The following is a 19,555-nucleotide window of genomic DNA, read 5'->3' as shown; positions in this document are numbered from 1 at the left end:
AACCGTACAACGGAAATGCGTTTTATTACGAGGACTTGATACAAAGGATTGACTTTTATGCTAAGAATAATGATAGGAGGGCTGGTTGTCACGTTGTTTATGACCAGTTGCTCAATGCCCTTACAACTACATACTAAATTTATAAATAAGAAAGCAATTAATACTCCTGCAGACGAGGATGCACTTCTGAGCCAACAGCAGGAGGCTTTTTCGGCATATAGTCAGAGTTCTTATCGTAAAAATGTACTGCATACAGAACAATCGTATGAAGAAACCTTGGAAGTAGAACTCCCAAAAGCCAATCCCACAGCAACATTAAACACGCTGACAATTCCTACAGAGATCCAACTCAAATACGCTTCGTTGTTGAATATTTTGCCCCACACTCTTACCAATATCAGGTTGTTGGAAGTAATTGACGATTGGTACGGCACCCGTTACCGATACGGAGGCACTACCAAAAGCGGTATTGATTGCAGTGCATTTGTAAGAGAAGTATATAAAAGCGTATTCAATATCGAACTTCCCCGCACAGCCCGTGAACAATATAGAGCCGCTAATCCCATTAGAACTTCTGAACTAAAAGAAGGCGATTTGCTATTTTTTAACACAACGGGAGGCATCTCTCACGTAGGAATGTATCTATCCAATAACAAATTTGTTCATGCGTCCAGAGGACGGGGTGTTATTGTAAGTGATCTGGACGAATCTTATTATGCTGCACGTTATCTGGGAGCAAGAAGAATACAGACCGATAGCAGCTATTATGCAGCCAACTAACTTTAAAACTTATCAATCCAATTAACCATTCCAAAAATTCCGGTATATCCCGGAATTTTTTTTGTGCAATATGAGAGTATACTAACTTTACCATCATTATACAATGCGATATCCTAACCTATTTAGTTAAAATAACATTAGGAGGAAACCACATTGTACTTTGCTAATGAAATGATCTTTGCCGAATAATCGTAGTATAAAATATTTCAAATTATTCTTTTCTATTGTATTTTTATCTTTAACTACATAGTACTTTATGAAAAAAGCGCTGGCAATACTAACTGTATGTTTTTACACACTTACAGTTGCCGCCCAGGAAAAATGGGATTTAAGACGATGTGTTGAGTATGCTTTAGAAAACAATATCTCCATAAAACAAGCCGATATACAAGCCCGTTTCGATAAGCTTACTCACGATCAAAGCGTATTGGCTCAATATCCTAGTTTAAGTAGCCAGCATAGTACAGGGTTTCAATTTGGTCGCTCCATCGACCCCACATCCAACCAGTTTACGAATAACCAAATCTTTTTTGCCAATCATAGTGTGGATCTGGGATGGGACTTATTCAACTGGTTCAGAAAAAGGAATACTGCCGAGTCTAATAAATATTTAGCACAGGCCAGTGAAGCAAGACTTGAAAAAGCTCGCAACGACATAGCACTAAATGTTGCTAATGCCTATCTGGCAGCACTGCTGAACAAAGAACAAGTCAATATCAGTAAAGTACAATTAAGCCAAAGTAGAGAACAACTGGAGCTCATCAATAAACAAGTAAAAGCCGGCGCCTTACCTGAATTAAATCTGGCCGAGGCCGAAACACAATATGCAACGGACAGTTCCAATCTCATCACAGCACAAACCAATTATACCCTGTCTTTGTTACAGCTCAAAGCTTTACTGAATTTAGACGCTGCAATGCCGTTTGACATTGCAGAACCGCCCGTGGATGCCATCCCGGTAGAGCCCCTTTCAGAATTAGATCCTGAAGTGGTATATCAATCTGCATTGGAGAACCTCCCCCAGCAGAAAGCAAATGAACTTACACTGAAAGCTCTGGAAAAAAATGCACAAGCAGCAAAAGCTGCCATGTATCCTTCGCTAATGTTATTTGGAGGACTTAATGCACGTTATGCGAATGCTCAGAAATTGTTACCGCAAGGACTGGAAGTAGTAAACACTCCCATTGGTACTGTAGAGGTGAATGGTGTAGCCTATACCGTTACTGCTCCCATTACCCAACCCACCAGTTACGAACGAAACACCTATTTTCGACAACTGAAAAACAACTTTAATCAGAACATTGGTATTGGGGTTAGCATACCTATATTCAATGGTGGAATGGCTCGGATCAACTGGCAAAAGGCCAAACTGAATGTAGAGAATCAGTCGTTGCAGAAAGAGCAGGAAACCCAAACTCTTAAACAAGATATTTATCAGGCACACACCAATGCCGTAGCAGCCATTGAAAAGTTCAATGCCTCGCGTACGGCAGTGCAGGCAGCACAGAAAGCTTACGATTATGCACGAAAAAGATTTGAAGTGGGTTTACTGCAACCTATCGACCTTATCACCACACAAAACAATCTATATCGTGCCAAGATCAACATGGTTTCAGCTCAATACGATTATGTATTTAAGATGAAACTACTTGAATTTTATAAAGGCAAAGGATTAAAACTAGAATCAGATACATCAAATTTTTAAACACCCAAATAATTATCACACGTGAGTAAACGTTGGCAGAAAATATTAATCATCGGAGCTGCTGTACTAGCAGCTATTTTCCTATTTGCCGGAAATTTTGGAAGCAATCGTAAACTCATCAACATTACGGCAGAGGAAGCAACAGTACGATCCATCACCGAAACCGTAACTGCAAGTGGGCAGGTGTATCCCGAAGTTGAGGTAAAAATAAGTCCGGATATCAGCGGTGAGATTATTGAATTGAACGTAGAAGAAGGTGATAGTGTAACAAGAGGGCAAATCCTGGCACGCATATATGCCGATGTATATGCGTTACAGAGAGACGAAGCGGCAGCAAGAGTTAGCCAGTCTATGGCCACTGTAGCCAATAGTAAAGCCGCATTAGGTGCTTTAAAGGCCAATCTAGAACAGGCAGAACTTCAGTACAAACGCAACAAACAGTTATACGACGATAAAGTAATCTCCAAAGCCGAGTTCGAGCAGCACGAAACCAATCTAGCTACAGCCAAAGCTAATTACGAAGCTGCACTGGAAAACATCCGCAGCCTAGAAGCTAGTGTACGCTCTTCCCAAACCGGCCTTACATCGGCCGATAAAACGCTGAGCCGTGCTACCATTGTTGCGCCCACAAGCGGTATTGTATCTTCTTTAAAGGTAAAGAAAGGTGAAAGAGTAGTAGGTACAGCCCAGATGGCCGGTACCGAAATGATGACCATTGCCGATATGAATACCATTGAGGTAAGAGTAGATGTGGGTGAAAACGATATTGTAAAGGTAAATATTGGCGATGTAGCCGATGTGGAAATTGATGCTTATAATGATAGAAAATTTAAAGGTGTGGTTACTAAAATTGCCAGTAGTGTGAAGTCTGCTTTGGCAGGAACAACCACAACGAACGATGTAACCAATTATGAAGTACGAATACGTTTGGATAAATCATCGTACCAGGATCTGTTGGATGCATCCAAAGGTAAAAAGTTTCCCTTCCTGCCGGGAATGAATGCAAGAGTTGAAATCAAAACCAAACAAAAAGATAATGTAGTGTCTGTACCTATTGCAGCAGTAAATGCACGCATTAAAGGCAGTGATAAAAGCGTGGCTGAATCCCAAAAAGAAAAAGCTGATAATAGCGATGCCGAAGAAAACAGCTCTGAAAATGATTTGGAAGAAGTAGTGTTTATCGTAACCAAAGATAATGTCGTAAAAAAACAGATTGTCAAAACCGGTATTCAGGATATTAATTATATAGAAGTTACGCAAGGACTAAAAGCCGGAGATCTTGTGGCTACAGGACCTTATAGCGTTGTTAGCCAAACCCTCAAGGATGGGGATAAAGTAAAAGTAGTTCCAAAAGAAAAACTTTTCGATAAAAAATAAATGTATTTGGTAATGCGTCAATATATAGTAGTAATTCTGTCATTATTATTTACCATCAACAGTGCATATGCACAAAATAAGGAGCAACCTAAAGCCATCCTCAACCATCAGGCTTTATATGTGACCGATTTAAAAAAGTCGGCTGAGTTTTATAAAAATATTATTGGCCTGGAAGAAATAGAAGAGCCGTTTAAAATAGGACGACATGTATGGTTAAAAACAGGGCCCCATACATCGCTGCATCTGATTGCTGGGGCAGAAAACAAAAAGGAATATTTCAAAAATCATCATGTATGCTTTAGTGTACCCTCTCTCGAAAACTTTATCAAACTTTTAAAGAAACACCAAATTACCTGGGAAGATGCCGCCGGTAATAAAAGCGGTATTACCAAAAGGCCTGATGGGGTACAACAAATATGGATTCAAGATCCGGATGGCTATTGGCTCGAAATTAACAACGATCAGCAAGGATTTGAATAGCGGCGAGATATCATTTATCCCACTGCTTTCAAATAATATTCGAAAGAGAAATCATCGCCCAGTTGTTCTGCGGCCTCCTCAAAAAGTTGAATCAACCTATCGAAGGTTTCCAGCTGATTCATGGACATATTGATAAACTTAACCTCAATCGGCAAGGCGATATCGCCGGTAATACAGTCCCATAACGCATCCAGATTATTTCCGAAATGAGAAGGCAGTTCCAGCTGACTTTGAGCCATTTTATAAAAATCACTTAGGGTACCGATACGTTCAAAATCGAATGCTACCTTCTTCATCTTTTTTCAAAATTTTTGTAGTGATCGTAAGTAACATATATCAACCCATCATTGGAGTATAATAAACGATGCGCATTTCTTCTGCCACAACGATAATTCAAGTCGGCTTCATACCAAACTCGCTTGGCAGCCTTGGGCAGTTGGCCTTCCCTATTGGCAAATACATCGCCGCCTATAGCCTTACCAGGCAACACTTCACACAAATTTCCTTCCGATGCTATCCAACCCCGCTTCCGGGCCTCACTTTTGGTAACATAATAATCCGGCAATTTTTTATGCATGCGCACATAGGGCACTACCACATCCTCTCTCGTTAACTCATCAATAGCTATCGTATCCGTTATTGGGTCGCTAATAGCTCCACCATAAGGTAAGACCTCATCATGGCCTTTTTTCAAAAAAGCATACAAAGCCAGAAATACCAGAAAAAGGGTCGAAAATGTTACCCATCTATTACGCATCATGATACAAACTTACTTAATAAATTCCCTTTAGCTGGGCTGGGTTGCTTAAATTTGTTACAAGTATTTAACACTAACAATCCTATCATATGATCAACAACGTTGCTGTCATAGGGGCTGGCACTATGGGAAACGGTATTGCGCATGTTTTTGCTCAACACAATTTTCATGTAACACTTATTGACATCTCCTCTCAACAGCTAGAAAAGGCTCTGGCCACTATTTCAAAAAATTTGGACCGACAGATAACTAAAGGGCAGATTACGGAGGCAGAGAAACAATCCGCCTTACAAAACATTGTAATAAGTACCGATATTGATCAAGGCGTGGCAGCAGCGCATCTCGTAGTGGAAGCCGCTACAGAAAATGAAAACCTGAAGCTGCAAATATTTAGGCAAATAGATGCTATAGCGCCGCAGGACTGCATATTAGCTACCAATACATCGTCCATATCCATTACCAAAATTGCCGCAGCCACCCAACGGCCGCAACAGGTGATCGGCATGCACTTTATGAACCCCGTACCGGTGATGAAACTGGTGGAGGTTATCAATGGGTATCACACCTGCAGTTATGTTACAGGCACCATTGTGGAACTAAGCAAGCAGCTAGGTAAAATTCCGGCTCTGGCCAATGATTATCCTGGCTTTGTTGCCAATCGTATTTTAATGCCGATGATTAACGAAGCCATTTATACACTTCAGGAAGGTGTAGCTGATGTAGAAGCTATTGATACGATTATGAAACTAGGCATGGCACACCCGATGGGACCTTTACAGCTGGCCGATTTTATCGGACTAGATGTATGTTTATCTATTATGAAAGTACTGCACGAAGGCTTCGGAGATCCCAAATATGCCCCTTGCCCACTATTAGTCAATATGGTGCACGCGGGACGGCTAGGTGTAAAAACAGGCGAAGGCTTTTATGTATACACACCCGGCAGTAAGGAACTAGTGGTGAGTGAGAAATTCAGGAAGTGAGTGGATTTCCTGCAACTGGCCATCTTTTTTCTGCCATCCATAATTATAATTACCGTTGGTTAATATTAAATATTCTGCCGGCATGGCAATATTATAACGGAGTACCTGGTGCAGTACATTTTGCGTAATTGGTACATCGGGGCCCTTGCATTCTATGAGCATCCAAGGTTTGTGTTGTGTATCGTACACAAGAATATCAAACCGCTTTTTCAGTTCTCCTACAACAATTTCTTTTTCCAGCGCAATGAGTGTTTTGGGATATTTCATTACCTGCAATAAATACTGAACGAAATTCTGACGCACCCATTCTTCATCCTGCAATAACAGCCATTTGCGCCGGATATGGTCAAATATATACGGTTGATCGCCTCTAATTTCTATTTTAAAATCGGGTTGAGGATATTCAATAAAAATCATTAGTCCAAAAATAAATATTAATTTAGCGAAAGTGTTTCTTATGAAGACTAAACAAGAAATTGTACAAAATTGGTTACCGCGCTACACCGGTGAAAAGTTAGAAAATTTCGGGAAATACGTTCTACTCACCAATTTCAGCAACTACGTAAACATGTTTGCCGCTTGGAACAAGGTGGAAGTAGTGGGTAGAGACCGACCTATGCAATGCGCCACTGCGGACAACATTACCATTATTAACTTTGGTATGGGTAGTCCCACCGCAGCCACTATCATGGACCTCCTCACTGCCGTAAAGCCTGAAGCAGTACTATTCTTAGGCAAATGTGGCGGTTTAAAAAAACGTAACAAAGTAGGTGACCTAATATTACCTATTGCTGCCATACGAGGAGAGGGAACGTCAAACGATTATTTTCCGCCCGAAGTACCAGCATTACCCGCATTCGCCTTGCAAAAAGCCGTTAGTACCTCGATTCGAGAAGCGCAGACCGATTACTGGACAGGCACCGTATATAGTACCAACCGCAGAGTATGGGAACATGACGAAAAGTTTAAGGAATACTTGAAGAAAATACGCGCCTACGCCATTGATATGGAAACCGCCACTATCTTTTCGGTAGGATTCTACAACAAGATACCCACAGGTGCGCTACTATTGGTAAGTGATTCACCTATGATTCCGGAAGGAGTAAAAACCGAAGATAGCGACCGAAAGGTAACCGAAAACTTCGTAGAGCTTCATCTTAAAATTGGCATCAACTCTTTAAAACAACTTATTGAAAACCGTCAGACAATAAGACACCTGAAGTTCTAAATAAACAGCCCTAAGAATAGTTGTTTATACATGCATGTTGCGATAATGCCGTTGCAAACGTTATCAGAAATAATAACTCTTTTCTCATTTGTAAAGAGAATATGAGCATATTTGGCTTATCTTCACTATTGAAATAAGCCCACCCCCAATGAAAGGGATAATATAATAACAATTTAAATGGGTATTTATGAAACAATGCATCGCATTTTTGTTCATTGCAACAGCCGTAACCTTGACCGCCTGTCATAAAAGTGTGTCAGTCAGTCAGCAGCACAAGTTGAAAGCACGTTTTGAAATAGCAGGCTTATGTTCTAACTATACATTTAGTCTAATTGAAGGTAATCTGGATACATCTTTGGTAGTAGGATCGTGGACTAATCCTTCAACAGATAAAACATATAAAAATGCTTTTGGTGTAAGCAATCCTTGCTCATTGTCCTCTAATCTCAAAGAAGGCGATGAATTTTACTTTGAGATAGTTCCCGAAAGGCAAAGTAATTGCGCCGTGTGTATGGCCTATTATCCAACTCCCCCTAAAAAGCTTAATATCAAAGTACTGGAAGTAGTAAAAAAATAATGTCGTATCCTTTATTATCCATAGAAAATCTCACCGTCAATTTTATAAACGATGGCGCTGTACATCAGGCCATAAAAAACATATCATTCACAGTTAATAAAGGCGAAATCGTTGCACTTGTAGGAGAAAGTGGTTCGGGTAAATCGGTCACCTCACTTTCCATCCTACAATTACTTCCCGAAAGTACTTCCCAGCTGGCTAGTGGAAGAATTTTGTTTAGTGAAGACGGTAATACAGTAAAGGATATTACAAAAATTAGCAAACAAGAACTGCAGCAAATACGGGGCAATACCATCTCGATGATTTTTCAGGAGCCTATGACCTCGCTGAATCCTGTATTCACTTGCGGAGCGCAAGTATCTGAAGCATTATTACTGCATAAAAAAATATCTAAAAAAGAAGCCCGACTACAGGCCATATCCTGGTTTGAAAAAGTAAAGTTACCTAATCCCGAGGCCATTTACGATCGCTATCCGCATCAGTTAAGTGGTGGACAGAAGCAAAGAGTCATGATTGCCATGGCTATGTGCTGTAGACCATCTCTACTCATATGCGATGAACCTACTACAGCACTAGATGTAACCGTTCAAAAAAGCGTATTGGAACTCATCAAAGAGCTACAGCAGGAAACGGGGATGGGTGTCATCTTTATCACTCACGACTTAGGCGTAGTAGCTCAAATAGCCGACAGAGCCGTAGTAATGTATAAAGGGGATATTATCGAACAGGGGTCAGTTAAAGATATATTTACCAACGCCCAACAGCCTTACACCAAGGCCCTGATAGCCTGCCGCCCCGACAATCATAAACGCGGAGAAAGATTGCCAGTGGTGAGTGATTTTTTACATAATGATTCTTTTTTGACTACGTCCCCTCCTCCATCCCTCCACCGCACCACTACTGCCAGTTCTGGTCAGGTGCTCATCAAAGTGGAAAATCTTTCCGTTCACTATCCTAATAAAAAAAATTGGTTAGGACAACCGATGTCTTATGTAAAAGCGGTGGACAATATCAGCTTTGAGGTATACGAAAACGAAACCTTAGGCATTGTTGGGGAAAGCGGTTGTGGCAAAACAACTTTAGGAAGAACACTACTGCAATTAATTCCTGCCACGGAAGGAAATATATTGTACAAAGAACAAAACCTTCGAACATATTCTCCCAAACAATTAAGAGCCTTAAGACAACATCTACAGATTGTATTTCAGGATCCCTACTCCTCTCTAAATCCACGTAAAAAAATAGGGCATGCCATCGAAGAACCGCTGGCTGTACACGGAATTATTAAAGATCCTACAGCAAGAAAACAAAGGGTAATTGAACTATTACAAAAAGTAGGATTACAGCCCGAGCACTATGACCGCTATCCACATGAGTTCAGTGGTGGGCAAAGACAACGCATTGTCATCGCTCGTGCCTTGGCATTACAGCCTTCTTTTATCATCTGTGATGAATCCGTATCTGCATTAGATGTTAGCGTGCAGGCTCAAGTGCTCAATCTACTTAACGACCTTAAGAAAGAATTCGGCTTTACTATTGTTTTTATTAGTCATGATCTGGGCGTGGTACGTTATTTTAGTGACCGCATTATTGTGATGAATAAAGGGAAAATAGAGGAAATGGGGCCTGCTGATGAAATTTATGAACACCCTCAATCCGCTTACACTCAAAAGCTCATTGATGCAATTCCCCATGTAGCAGTGTAGCAACTCTTTTTGCAAAAACACGGAATTAATAATGGATTTTATACTGTTCTAAGTTAAAGTTGGGGCTGGTGATAATTTCTTGCTTATCGGTAATAACGATGGCTTTATAATCAGGAAACTTTTTCAGCATCCTTAGTCCTTTCTTTACACCTAACACCATTATCGAAGTACTGAAGGCATTAGCCTGTTCAGCACTGGGGCCTAATACCGTCACACTAGTCAGCCCCGATACGGGGTATCCGGTCGCCGGATTGATAATATGGGCATATCGTTTGCCATTAATGATGGCATACTTCTCATAGTTGCCCGAGGTTGTTGCAGCACCTTCCCAGCTAATGGCAGCTATAAGCTTATTATTACTAAAAGGATCGTTGACCCCAATCTTCCAGGGAGTTCCATCGGGGCGTGTACCCCAGGTCAGCACATCTCCTGTAGCATTTACAATGCCTGCCGTTATCCCTTTTTGCAACATCAGTTCCCTACACTTATCAGCCGCATATCCTTCACCCAATGCCCCAAAGCCGATTTTCATACCTTTTGTTTTCAGAAAAATCGTACTGCTATCCCAGTCAATAATGATATTCTTATATCCCACATTAGCTCTGGCTTTTTTCACCACCTTTTTGGAAGGCATTTTCATCTCACTGCCGTCAAACTTCCAGATCTTTTCCATCGCGGCAAAACTGATATCAAAAGCTCCATTTGTTAACCGCGACATAGAAATAGCGCGCTCAGTAAGTTCCAGCACTTCTCGATCCACCTTCACGGGGCGGATACCCGCCTGTTGATTCACTTTTGAAATCTGGGTTTCGGGCTTCCAGTCCGATATTAGATATTCGATACGCGAAATTTCCGCTATAACTGTATCGATATATCGCTCGGCAGTAAGTGAGTCTCCTGCAACAATAGTAATAATGAACTTTCCCCCCATTAGATAGGCGTCGCGGGTGCGCTGCACTTGGGCATTAGCATAAAAATGTAGAAGAGATAAGAACAGTAATAATACCCCTTTTTGGACCTTCATCAAAAACCATCAATTTTAGATTCCTCGAAATACTCTCCTCTGCAGATTACCACTCGCACCTATTCATACCCCCGAGAGCTTTGGAATGGCCTCCTCACCTACGGAGGTCATCATATCCTATACCCACCTTGCTTAAAAACTCTTGATCCGATACTTCCATTCCACAGAGGCCTATAGCCAGGGGCCAAGATAATGATTTAGCCCTCCAAAATGCCAATACTTTCAGAATTTATGCGCATTTCAGGCCCCCGAGTCTTTTTATATAAAAAAAAGTACTCACAACCCTCTGTTATAATTTTAAAAAATTTTCATTTAAACATCAAAATATACTACCTTTGCAGCCACAAATTCGAAAACCGGTGCCGTAAGACCGGGGCTCGGGATTGTAAAATACCTTATACGGGTAACTTTACTACGTACCGTGAGCTTCGTTCTACTGCTTTTACAGGTTTTGACCTTAAAAAAGAAAATCGATACATGAAGCTTTCACAATTTCACTTTGATCTTCCCCTGAACCTTATTGCACAGTACCCCGCGAAAAAAAGAGAAGATGCCAGAATGATGGTGGTGCATCGTCAGACAGGGCAAATTGAAAACAGATACTTCCGCGACATTCTAGAGTATTTTGACGATAAGGATGTATTTGTTGTAAATAACACCAAAGTATTCCCGGCCAGAATGTATGGCCGCAAGGAAAAAACAGGTGCCAAAATTGAAGTTTTCCTGCTGCGCGAGCTGAATAAGCCCAACCGCCTCTGGGACGTTATTGTGGACCCGGCACGTAAAATCCGCGTGGGTAACAAGCTTTACTTTGGGGAAAACGAAGAGCTGGTTGCAGAAGTGATTGACAACACTACCAGCCGTGGTAGAACCATCAAGTTTTTATGGGAAGGTGATGAGGATAGTTTCAGAGCCCAATTACAGGCTCTAGGAGAAACACCATTGCCTAAATACATTAAGCGTAAACCAGAAGAAGAAGATAAAGAACGCTATCAAACCGTTTACGCTAAATACGAAGGCGCCGTAGCAGCTCCCACTGCCGGTCTCCACTTCAGTCGTGAGTTGATTAAGCGCTTGGAGATTAAAGGTATCCGCTTTGCCGAAATCACCCTGCATACAGGACTGGGCACCTTTAGACCCATCGAGGTGGAAGACCTCAGCAAGCACAAGATGGATGCCGAGTACTATCGCATCGACGAGCAGGCATGTAAGATTGTAAACAAAGCTAAAGAAACAGGTCATCGTATCTGCGCTATTGGCACCACTACCATGCGTGCCCTGGAGTCGTCTTTTACCGCACAGAAATTACTGAAACCCTCAGAAGGGTGGACCAACATGTTTATTCATCCTCCGTATGACTTCAGCATCGCAGATGCTATGGTTACGAACTTCCATTTACCGAAAACCAGTCTGCTGATTATGACCAGCGCTTTTGCCGGTTATGAACTTACCATGGAGGCCTATAAAAAGGCGATCAAAGACAAATACCGATTCTTTAGTTATGGAGATGCGTTGTTGATTCTGTAAGCTAGATTTGATCTTCATATATCATAAAAAAAGCTGCATATCTTACATATGCAGCTTTCTTATTTTATGTTAGTTTGAAAAACTGAGCGGTTGTAATCTATGCAGAGTTTCTTCCAGCATTGATAATTCCGAAAGAACAACGCATAACTAGCTTACCGTATACTTCCTTCAATTCTGCAGCCGACTCGCTGTCACTAGCCTCCAACTCTCTTAATTTACTCAACGCATACTGCTGAATGGTAAGCAGGGGCAATACAATACGCTCCCGCATGTAAATAGATAGTTTATCGATCGGATAATTTTCCATCAGCGTACTCTTGCCCGAGAGTTTTAAGAGGTAATCATGAGTAAGCTGATATTCCTCATATATCATATTCCATATTTCCCCATAGGTTTCGTCTTTTGCCATATAAGCCGTAAGCGGGAAATAGGATTTAGACATAGACATTTCACAGTTATCCATCAGCGTTTTAAAGTACAGCGACTTATTGTACAACTGCTTCACTTCCTCAAAACGTCCGATATACTCCATTTTTTTAAGGGCAGTACCTACCCCAAAGAATCCGGGAACATTCTGCTTTAGTTGGCTCCAAGCGCCTGCAAAAGGAATCGCCCTTAAATCAGAAAGCGAAATATCTGTTTGAGAAGGCCCACGTTTGGACGGACGACTGCTGATATTGGTTTCGCTATAAAAACGCAAAGGACTCATCGTATACAGATAGCTGGGCAACAGTGGATGCTCCTTCAGTTTCTTATACGCATCAAAACCATAGGAAGAAAGTTCCTGCATCAGCTCCTCCTCCTTACCGGAGAAAGGTGGATGCCTATCTATATACAAGCTGCTGGAGATGCCTGCATTTAACAACTGTTCTAGGTTATATTGTGCAGAGTCGATAATCCCAAAATTAGAGCTAATGGTTTGCCCTTGTATCGTTAGCTGAATTTCGCGGTTGGAAATATTTTTACCCATCGAAGCATAGAACTTATGGGTTTTTCCACCACCCCTAGAGGGGGGACCACCTCTTCCATCGAAAAATATTACTTCAAAGCCACTGTTTCGTGTAATACGGGTGAGCTCTTCCTTGGCTCGATAAATACTCCAGTTGGCCATCAAATAACCACCATCCTTGGTACCATCACTAAAGCCCAGCATGATGGTTTGGGTGTTATTCCTACGTTTTAAATGGGTTCTATAAGCAGGAATAGCATACAGTTGTTGCATTACATTAGCGGCATTGCTCAAATCCTCCACTGTTTCAAATAGCGGAACAATATCTAAATGAATATCTTCTTCGGCAAATCCCTGCATCTTGAACAGTCCATACACCTCCATCACATCCAGTGCACTGGTAGTATGGCTGATGATATAACGATGACAGCCTTGCTCCCCATTCACCTGTTGAATGCTATGAACAGCAAGAGGTATTTCGGCAGTATCTTTCACTACTTCATCTTCTGCGAATATCGAAGTATCGATCTTTCCTTTAATATTTAGTATAACCTTAATCTTCTCTTCATCCGGCAGCGAGGGATAATTTTCGGGAATAATGCCATTGCTCTTACCCGCTGCCATTTTATATATTTTTCCATGGATGCTGCTATCCTGCCTAATGTCCAAAGAAGCAAAGTACAATCCGAAGATATCTACCTTATTAATAAGGCTCTGAACAAGGGACACAAACAGGGAATTATGCTCTTCTTCCAGAATTTTCTTAATCTGCTTCAGCTTTCCCTTAATCTCCGCTACCGTAATATTGGGTATATGACCGGGAATAAAGAGATTTTGATATAGCTTTTCCTCAAGCTCTGCAATAGGCTCTTCCACTCCATGAAATGTAAGCCGACGTTTAAGGCGACGCACATCGAGGTAATAACATTTAATAATAGCCCCTCTTAAAGCTTCTGCCACCTTTAAAGTAGTTTCATTGCGCACATAGGGGTTTCCATCTCGGTCACCGCCCGGCCAGAAACCCATTTTAAGAACAGGGTTCTCATCGGTAATCACATCCGGAAAATGATTTTTCAATTCATCCAAAATTCTGCCTGCAGCCGTATAAAAAACATTTTCCAGATACCAAATAAGACTTACGGCTTCTCCGTATGGGGTAGGTTTTTTCTTCTTCAGAAAAGGAGTTTTACCTAGTTGCTGCAAAAAGGTATTAATCTCCACCGAGTCATTCCGCATCAGCGCCCTGCTCAGGTCGTGAATAATCCCCAGTACCGATCCGGGATAAAACTGAGTGGGATGGGCTGTAAGAACAGGCCTTACACAAAAGGTTTTCAGTGTTTCTTTCAGCTCCTCAATCTTGTTATACTGTAATGCATCAGCAATCAATTGCTTTAAAGTACCCGGACCGCTCAGATCATGTGTATGTTTATATGCAGCATCCTCTAAAGCATCAAATAACACTACCTGCCGCTCTACATACTGCGTAAACCTGAAAAGTAAATCCAAACGTTCCTTTTCAGAAGTGATAAGCGTATGTTTATTAAAAAATTCATTAATAATATCGATAGGACTCTTAGACTTCTCATACCCCTCCTCACAATTATTGGAAAAAAGGGATAACAAAATCCCGGTCTTTTCCATTTTGTGAAACGGAAGTGATGTAAAAAGACTGTTGTACAATTGAAACCTTGTCCCTACTTCTGTCTTAAAATGATGTAAATTCTTACTCGCAGCAATATCCATTTTCCAAAAATTTGTACTTAATACCCAACTATTTGCAGGCAACAGGGCGTTAAGATAATATTTTTTATGTAGACGGAATAGTTTTTTTAATAAAAACTAATATATTGCTTATTTTATTGAAATAATTCTAATAAGAAAGACACCTAGGAGCTACGCATTTACTATTTCTTACATCAGCAAACACATTGGCCATATGATTACCATTCGACCATTTAAAGCACTAAGGCCCCGACCGGAATGGGCATTGCGGGTTGCAGCACCCCCTTATGATGTAATGAGTCGTGAGGAGGCAAAGAATGCAGCAGGTGATAATCCCCACTCTTTTCTACATGTAACCCGATCTGAGATCGATCTACCGGAAGTAGCCAACCCCTACGACCCTAAAGTTTATGAAAAAGCAAAACAAAACCTTCAGCGCATGATAGCTGACGGCACGCTGATTAAAGAGGCGCAAGCCTGCTTATACATCTATGAACTAACGATGAACGAGCGCAGCATGACCGGTTTGGCTTGTTTATCCTCAATAGAGGATTATCAAAACGGACTCATCAACAAACATGAACTTACTCGCCCTGAAAAAGAAAATGACCGTATCCTCCATATCACCATCACGCGAGCACAAACCGGTAAAGTGTTTCTGGCCTATAAAAGCGTGCAGGAGGTTGATGCAGTAATACATGATTGGAAAACACGACATGAACCGCTATATCATTTCACAGCTGCCGATAACGTCACGCACGCAGTGTGGAAAATTGACGATGAGCGTACGATCCAACATATCATTACACTTTTTAAGGAAAAAGTTCCTGCCACCTATATTGCAGATGGACATCACAGAGCAGCCTCCGCAACGCAGGTGAGCAACGTATTGCCGGATAACGAATCCGCCCGATTCTTTCTTACTGTTATTTTTCCCGATAACCATCTTCATATTATGGATTACAATCGGGCGGTTACAGATTTAAACGGGCTAACGCCTACTGAATTGCTTACACGTATCCGAGAAGATTTTGAAGTATCTGAAAGCACCGAAGCTGTAAGTCCAACACGCCCTCATGAAATAGGCATGTATCTCCAAAAGCGCTGGTACCGGTTATCAGCACGACCCGGCACTTATGCAGAAGACCTGATAGGCCAGCTGGATGTAAGCATTTTGTCCGCAAACATTTTGGACAAGCATTTAGGCCTAAAAGATATCCGTACCGATAAAAGAATTGATTTTATCGGTGGCATCCGTGGCTTAAAGGAACTAGAAAGGCTTGTGAATGATAGCAAAATGCAAGTATCCTTCAGCCTGTACCCGGTAACAATTCAGCAATTGTTCAATATTGCCGATGCAGGCCTTATCATGCCGCCCAAGAGCACATGGTTCGAGCCTAAGTTGCGTGACGGGCTATTAACGCATCTCTTGGAGTGAGTTACTGTACTACTTTATTGGCACAGCAGGAACTGGCAAAAGCCTCAGGTTTCACTTTAAAATTGAAACCCATACCGGAAATATACCCTATCGCCTCCTTCAATGCATCATTGCTCTTGTAAATAGGGTTAGTGTTGATATCCACATGCACCTCCATGTCAATGTTGTGGCTGGTGAACAAATCACAGAGACGGTAAGCCACTTCGATACTTCGGGATACTTCTGTCATCATACGCTGTTTAATGGTCATTTTCTCTTGAGTGGTTTCATTATTAAGGTACATAAAACCACCCTTACCCTTGCGTATGAATACAATGGCTGTTGCAAATTCGGTAAACGTGCCTTTTACCTGACTGTCTGTGCCAATACAAACCTTTAGCGAGTGCCCCTGCTCTTTTTCACGAAGAATTACGCCCAGCACCTCATCCTCAAGATAGTTGGTTAGGTACTCGCCCGTCAACTTCCTCCATTGTTTTGTATGATGTTGCATGGGACTAGTGTTTCACAACGTTATTATTTATCCTCCTAAAAAGCAAGTAATTTTATTCACAATTGTGAATGAAGCACACAATACCGAAACTATTCTATAAATATATAAAACTATTAATTGAGATTAAACATCCGTCCCATGTCTTATCTTAAAATAAAGCCATCTGCTGTCCAGGCCTTCTGAAAATAGTTGTATCCAATCCTATACGCTCCTCATTCATATGATACATTTTACCATATTTGACGTATTGTTGCGCAACCATTTCTGCAATGGCTCCTTCACCGCGCATACGCAAACCCCAGCGGCTGTCATTCACCTGACCGTCATGGCTTTGCTCTATTAGATGCCATACTCTGTCTGCTCGATCCGGAAAGTTCTTATAAAGCCAGTCGCGAAATAAAAATTTAATTGCACCGTTCAGTCTTATAAATGTATAGGCCGTAAATGTAGCGCCCGCATCAGCAGCCGCTTTCATAATACGCTGCATTTCATGTTCGTTCAACCCCGGAATCATAGGCCCCATCATAATACCCATCCTTACTCCTGCCTTACTTAACTCTTCAATCACGCGTAAACGCTGTACAGCAGTAGCCGTTCTAGGCTCCATCACCCTTCTGAGCTCTTCATTAAAAGATGTGATAGAAACCATGGCGCGCACCAGGTTCTTTCGGGCTAATTCTTGAAGAATATCTTTATCATTTAGTATGGCTGAGTTTTTAGTTAGAATCCCTACAGGCTGATTGAACTCATTACACACTTCCAGCAGTCCGCGCGTCAAACGATACTTACGCTCTGCAGGTTGATAGCAATCGGTATTGCCGCTTAACATGATGGGCATTACCTCCCATTTGGAATGCATGAGCTGTTTGCGCAACAATTGAGGCGCATTTATCTTAACAATAATCTTTCGCTCAAAATCCAATCCTGCACTATATCCCCAATACTCATGCGCATTGCGTGCATAACAGTAGATACACCCATGTTCACATCCGGCATACGCATTCATACTGTACGACATCCCCACATCAGGACTTTCCACTTTATTCACTATCGTCTTCGCTTGTTGCTCGATATACTGAGTAGCGATATTTTCTTCCTCCCAGCTATCAATTGCTTCTATATGCTCCCTCACTTGCTCGTTTTTTAAGAATCGATTGCGCGTGTTGAACTGTGCACCTCGTCCCTGCAGGTAGGTATATTCCTCGCCTTTTTTAATAGCAGTCACCTTAAAGTGATCTTGTTGTAATTGCTTTTGCATAGTCCTTGTTTTCGTAATAACAACATGTATTAAAACAACATCGCCTGCGTGGCACTTACAGGCATATTCATAAACTCAAATCGCTCCACAAATGTGAACCTCTCTCCATCTGCTTGTTTGCGTAGCAATACCATATGATTTGCCATAAACTTGGCTGAAAATGAGCGTGTATTATATTCGCTCCAACTTTTCTCATATTGCCAAGGTTTAAGCCTGCGTGCTATGGTAATATGAGGTTCCATGATGAAATGAGGCTTATGCTCCTTATCCGGCTTGAGGAGCGACTGTACCTGTGTTCTCAGTTTTGTTACTAGATTTTGTACCGTAGTCCTTGTTGTTACTTTAATGAAAAGAGTGTGAGTAGGAAAAGAGCCAAAACCCTCTAACTCAATTAGCATGGGGGCCCTTTCGGTTGCAATTTGCCGAAACCGCTGTCGGATGCGACTTTCAAAAGCCATATACTGTGTAAAGCTCACCAATGTAATATGCGGTTTGCTACTCACCGCTTGGGGGGCTTGGTACTTCTCACTAAATTCTTTTTTGATTGCCATAATATCATCTGCCAAATCCTCTCGAGGTTCTATCAACAGCAGATATTCGTATGGATTAGAGGGCTGTATGTAGGGGGTATGAGATGACATAAAAGTTGGTTTTTACTAAAATAATTAGCACAATATTACTAATATTTTTAGTAAAAAAAGTGAAAACTTTTTTGCCTTTTACAATCTGTTGAAAAAGAAACAAGGAAGCAATAGAAGTTAGTTGGCCTTAGCAGGCGCAATCATTTCAAATTCGGGAATGATTACCTGAAATTTCTTTTTAGTGTCTAGATTTTCCATTTCATAAAAACCCTTCATTTTGCCCATATCAGTATTTAAGTTACACCCACTCATATACTGATAGCTTTCACCGGGATGCAATACAGGCTGCACTCCCACAACACCTTCGCCTTCCACCTCTCTATACAAACCGTTGCTATCGAATATATGCCACTTGCGACGCAATAGCTGCACAGGATAGGAATTATAATTTTCGAGAGTGATACGATAAGCAAACATGTATTCGCTTTGCAAAGGATTGCTATACTCCGGTTGATAGAATACCTCCACGTTTACCATTATCCCGGCTGAAATCATGTTGCTCATGAGAAAGGGTTTTAGTAAAAATACGGAAATAACAAATAACTGAAAAAATTATACAGTGTTAGCCGCCGCTCTTTTTAGTGTTGGTATATCCCTGTTGTTGCAACCACTGTAATATTTTATCGCGATGATCGCCCTGAATGATAATTTCACCATCCTTTGCTGATCCGCCTGTACCGCAATAAGATTTTAGCTTTTTGGCCAGACTTTCTAAATCAGCTTGCGTACCTACAAAACCTTTAATCACACTGGCTGTTTTACCCCCCCTATGCTTGGTTTCTAATTGTATACGCAGTTTTTGCGCACTGGGAGGTAACGTTTCTGCCTCTTCGTGTTCATCCTGAAATTGGAAGTTGGGATCGGTACTATATACAAAAGGGCCATTTGATTTTTTCTTTGACATACGTTATGA

20 protein-coding genes are annotated in these 19,555 nt (G+C 41.3%); 10 read left to right on the top strand and 10 right to left on the bottom strand.

Going from position 1 to position 19,555, the window contains the following annotated elements; genetic code table 11:
- Positions 1–57: 57 nt before the first annotated feature.
- From V2H41_RS02090 to V2H41_RS02075, 4 genes are all read left to right on the top strand, one after another.
- Entirely contained in the window at positions 58–780 is a 723-nt protein-coding gene (locus V2H41_RS02090; RefSeq protein ID WP_330973460.1) for a C40 family peptidase, read from the top strand.
- Positions 781–1,036: 256 nt separating this feature from the next.
- Positions 1,037–2,485: a TolC family protein gene (locus V2H41_RS02085; RefSeq protein WP_330973459.1), complete on the top strand. Its 1,449-nt coding sequence runs from the start codon at positions 1,037–1,039 to the stop codon at positions 2,483–2,485.
- A gap of 21 nt (positions 2,486–2,506) precedes the next feature.
- Positions 2,507–3,862, top strand: coding sequence for an efflux RND transporter periplasmic adaptor subunit (locus tag V2H41_RS02080; RefSeq protein WP_330973458.1), 1,356 nt, complete (start codon positions 2,507–2,509; stop codon positions 3,860–3,862).
- A 12-nt stretch (positions 3,863–3,874) separates the two neighbouring features.
- The gene (locus V2H41_RS02075; protein WP_330973457.1) at positions 3,875–4,342 is read left to right on the top strand and encodes a VOC family protein; all 468 of its coding nucleotides are present in this window, start codon (positions 3,875–3,877) and stop codon (positions 4,340–4,342) included.
- Between the two features lie 14 nt (positions 4,343–4,356).
- On the opposite strand, the gene V2H41_RS02070 is transcribed toward V2H41_RS02075, so the two are convergent.
- Together V2H41_RS02070 and V2H41_RS02065 are read right to left on the bottom strand one after the other, a co-directional pair.
- On the bottom strand, positions 4,357–4,638 hold the full coding sequence (locus tag V2H41_RS02070; RefSeq protein ID WP_330973456.1) for a barstar family protein: 282 nt from the start codon (positions 4,636–4,638) through the stop codon (positions 4,357–4,359).
- The gene (locus tag V2H41_RS02065) at positions 4,635–5,102 is read right to left on the bottom strand and encodes a ribonuclease domain-containing protein (protein ID WP_330973455.1); all 468 of its coding nucleotides are present in this window, start codon (positions 5,100–5,102) and stop codon (positions 4,635–4,637) included. Before V2H41_RS02065 ends, V2H41_RS02070 begins: the two co-directional genes overlap by 4 nt.
- Positions 5,103–5,188: 86 nt before the next feature.
- On the opposite strand from V2H41_RS02065, the gene V2H41_RS02060 reads away from it, so the two are divergent.
- Entirely contained in the window at positions 5,189–6,082 is an 894-nt protein-coding gene (locus tag V2H41_RS02060) for a 3-hydroxyacyl-CoA dehydrogenase family protein (protein WP_330973454.1), read from the top strand.
- Here V2H41_RS02060 and V2H41_RS02055 read toward each other — a convergent pair.
- Positions 6,053–6,499 carry a type I restriction enzyme HsdR N-terminal domain-containing protein gene (locus V2H41_RS02055; protein WP_330973453.1) on the bottom strand — a complete coding sequence of 149 codons (447 nt, stop codon included), beginning with the start codon at positions 6,497–6,499 and terminating at the stop codon, positions 6,053–6,055. The two genes, V2H41_RS02060 and V2H41_RS02055, sit on opposite strands and share 30 nt — an antisense overlap.
- Before the next feature lie 40 nt (positions 6,500–6,539).
- Between V2H41_RS02055 and V2H41_RS02050 the strand changes: the two genes are divergently transcribed.
- From V2H41_RS02050 to V2H41_RS02040, 3 genes are all read left to right on the top strand, one after another.
- Positions 6,540–7,310 (top strand): AMP nucleosidase, encoded by a 771-nt coding sequence (locus V2H41_RS02050; protein WP_330973452.1) that lies wholly within the window; start codon positions 6,540–6,542, stop codon positions 7,308–7,310.
- Positions 7,311–7,497: 187 nt separating this feature from the next.
- Positions 7,498–7,887 (top strand): hypothetical protein, encoded by a 390-nt coding sequence (locus V2H41_RS02045; protein WP_330973451.1) that lies wholly within the window; start codon positions 7,498–7,500, stop codon positions 7,885–7,887.
- Positions 7,887–9,593 carry an ABC transporter ATP-binding protein gene (locus V2H41_RS02040; protein ID WP_330973450.1) on the top strand — a complete coding sequence of 569 codons (1,707 nt, stop codon included), beginning with the start codon at positions 7,887–7,889 and terminating at the stop codon, positions 9,591–9,593. The genes V2H41_RS02045 and V2H41_RS02040 overlap by 1 nt, the downstream gene beginning before the upstream one ends.
- A gap of 25 nt (positions 9,594–9,618) precedes the next feature.
- Here the strand turns inward: V2H41_RS02040 and V2H41_RS02035 are convergent, their stop codons facing one another.
- Positions 9,619–10,617 carry an FAD:protein FMN transferase gene (locus tag V2H41_RS02035; protein ID WP_330973449.1) on the bottom strand — a complete coding sequence of 333 codons (999 nt, stop codon included), beginning with the start codon at positions 10,615–10,617 and terminating at the stop codon, positions 9,619–9,621.
- Between the two features lie 477 nt (positions 10,618–11,094).
- Between V2H41_RS02035 and queA the strand changes: the two genes are divergently transcribed.
- Positions 11,095–12,144: a tRNA preQ1(34) S-adenosylmethionine ribosyltransferase-isomerase QueA gene (gene queA, locus V2H41_RS02030; RefSeq protein ID WP_330973448.1), complete on the top strand. Its 1,050-nt coding sequence runs from the start codon at positions 11,095–11,097 to the stop codon at positions 12,142–12,144.
- Positions 12,145–12,241: 97 nt separating this feature from the next.
- On the opposite strand, the gene V2H41_RS02025 is transcribed toward queA, so the two are convergent.
- The gene (locus V2H41_RS02025) at positions 12,242–14,836 is read right to left on the bottom strand and encodes a phosphoenolpyruvate carboxylase (RefSeq protein WP_330973447.1); all 2,595 of its coding nucleotides are present in this window, start codon (positions 14,834–14,836) and stop codon (positions 12,242–12,244) included.
- A gap of 193 nt (positions 14,837–15,029) precedes the next feature.
- On the opposite strand from V2H41_RS02025, the gene V2H41_RS02020 reads away from it, so the two are divergent.
- Positions 15,030–16,253 (top strand): DUF1015 domain-containing protein, encoded by a 1,224-nt coding sequence (locus tag V2H41_RS02020; protein ID WP_330973446.1) that lies wholly within the window; start codon positions 15,030–15,032, stop codon positions 16,251–16,253.
- 1 nt (position 16,254) lies between these two features.
- Here V2H41_RS02020 and V2H41_RS02015 read toward each other — a convergent pair whose 3' ends face one another.
- From V2H41_RS02015 to V2H41_RS01995, 5 genes are all read right to left on the bottom strand, one after another.
- On the bottom strand, positions 16,255–16,743 hold the full coding sequence (locus V2H41_RS02015) for a ribonuclease H-like YkuK family protein (protein ID WP_330973445.1): 489 nt from the start codon (positions 16,741–16,743) through the stop codon (positions 16,255–16,257).
- Positions 16,744–16,891: 148 nt separating this feature from the next.
- Positions 16,892–18,001, bottom strand: a complete 1,110-nt coding sequence (locus V2H41_RS02010; protein WP_330973444.1) for a PA0069 family radical SAM protein — start codon at positions 17,999–18,001, stop codon at positions 16,892–16,894.
- A 29-nt stretch (positions 18,002–18,030) separates the two neighbouring features.
- The gene (locus V2H41_RS02005; protein WP_330973443.1) at positions 18,031–18,642 is read right to left on the bottom strand and encodes a 2'-5' RNA ligase family protein; all 612 of its coding nucleotides are present in this window, start codon (positions 18,640–18,642) and stop codon (positions 18,031–18,033) included.
- 117 nt (positions 18,643–18,759) lie between these two features.
- The gene (gene apaG, locus V2H41_RS02000) at positions 18,760–19,146 is read right to left on the bottom strand and encodes a Co2+/Mg2+ efflux protein ApaG (RefSeq protein ID WP_330973442.1); all 387 of its coding nucleotides are present in this window, start codon (positions 19,144–19,146) and stop codon (positions 18,760–18,762) included.
- 58 nt (positions 19,147–19,204) lie between these two features.
- Positions 19,205–19,546, bottom strand: coding sequence for a translation initiation factor (locus tag V2H41_RS01995; RefSeq protein ID WP_330973441.1), 342 nt, complete (start codon positions 19,544–19,546; stop codon positions 19,205–19,207).
- Positions 19,547–19,555 lie beyond the last annotated feature (9 nt).

Origin of the sequence: Niabella digestorum (assembly GCF_036409055.1) — a bacterium.
Classification (GTDB): Bacteria; Bacteroidota; Bacteroidia; order Chitinophagales; family Chitinophagaceae; genus Niabella; species Niabella composti.
The sequence above is the reverse complement of the archived record's forward strand: the minus strand, read 5'-3'. Positions and strand labels throughout refer to the sequence as shown.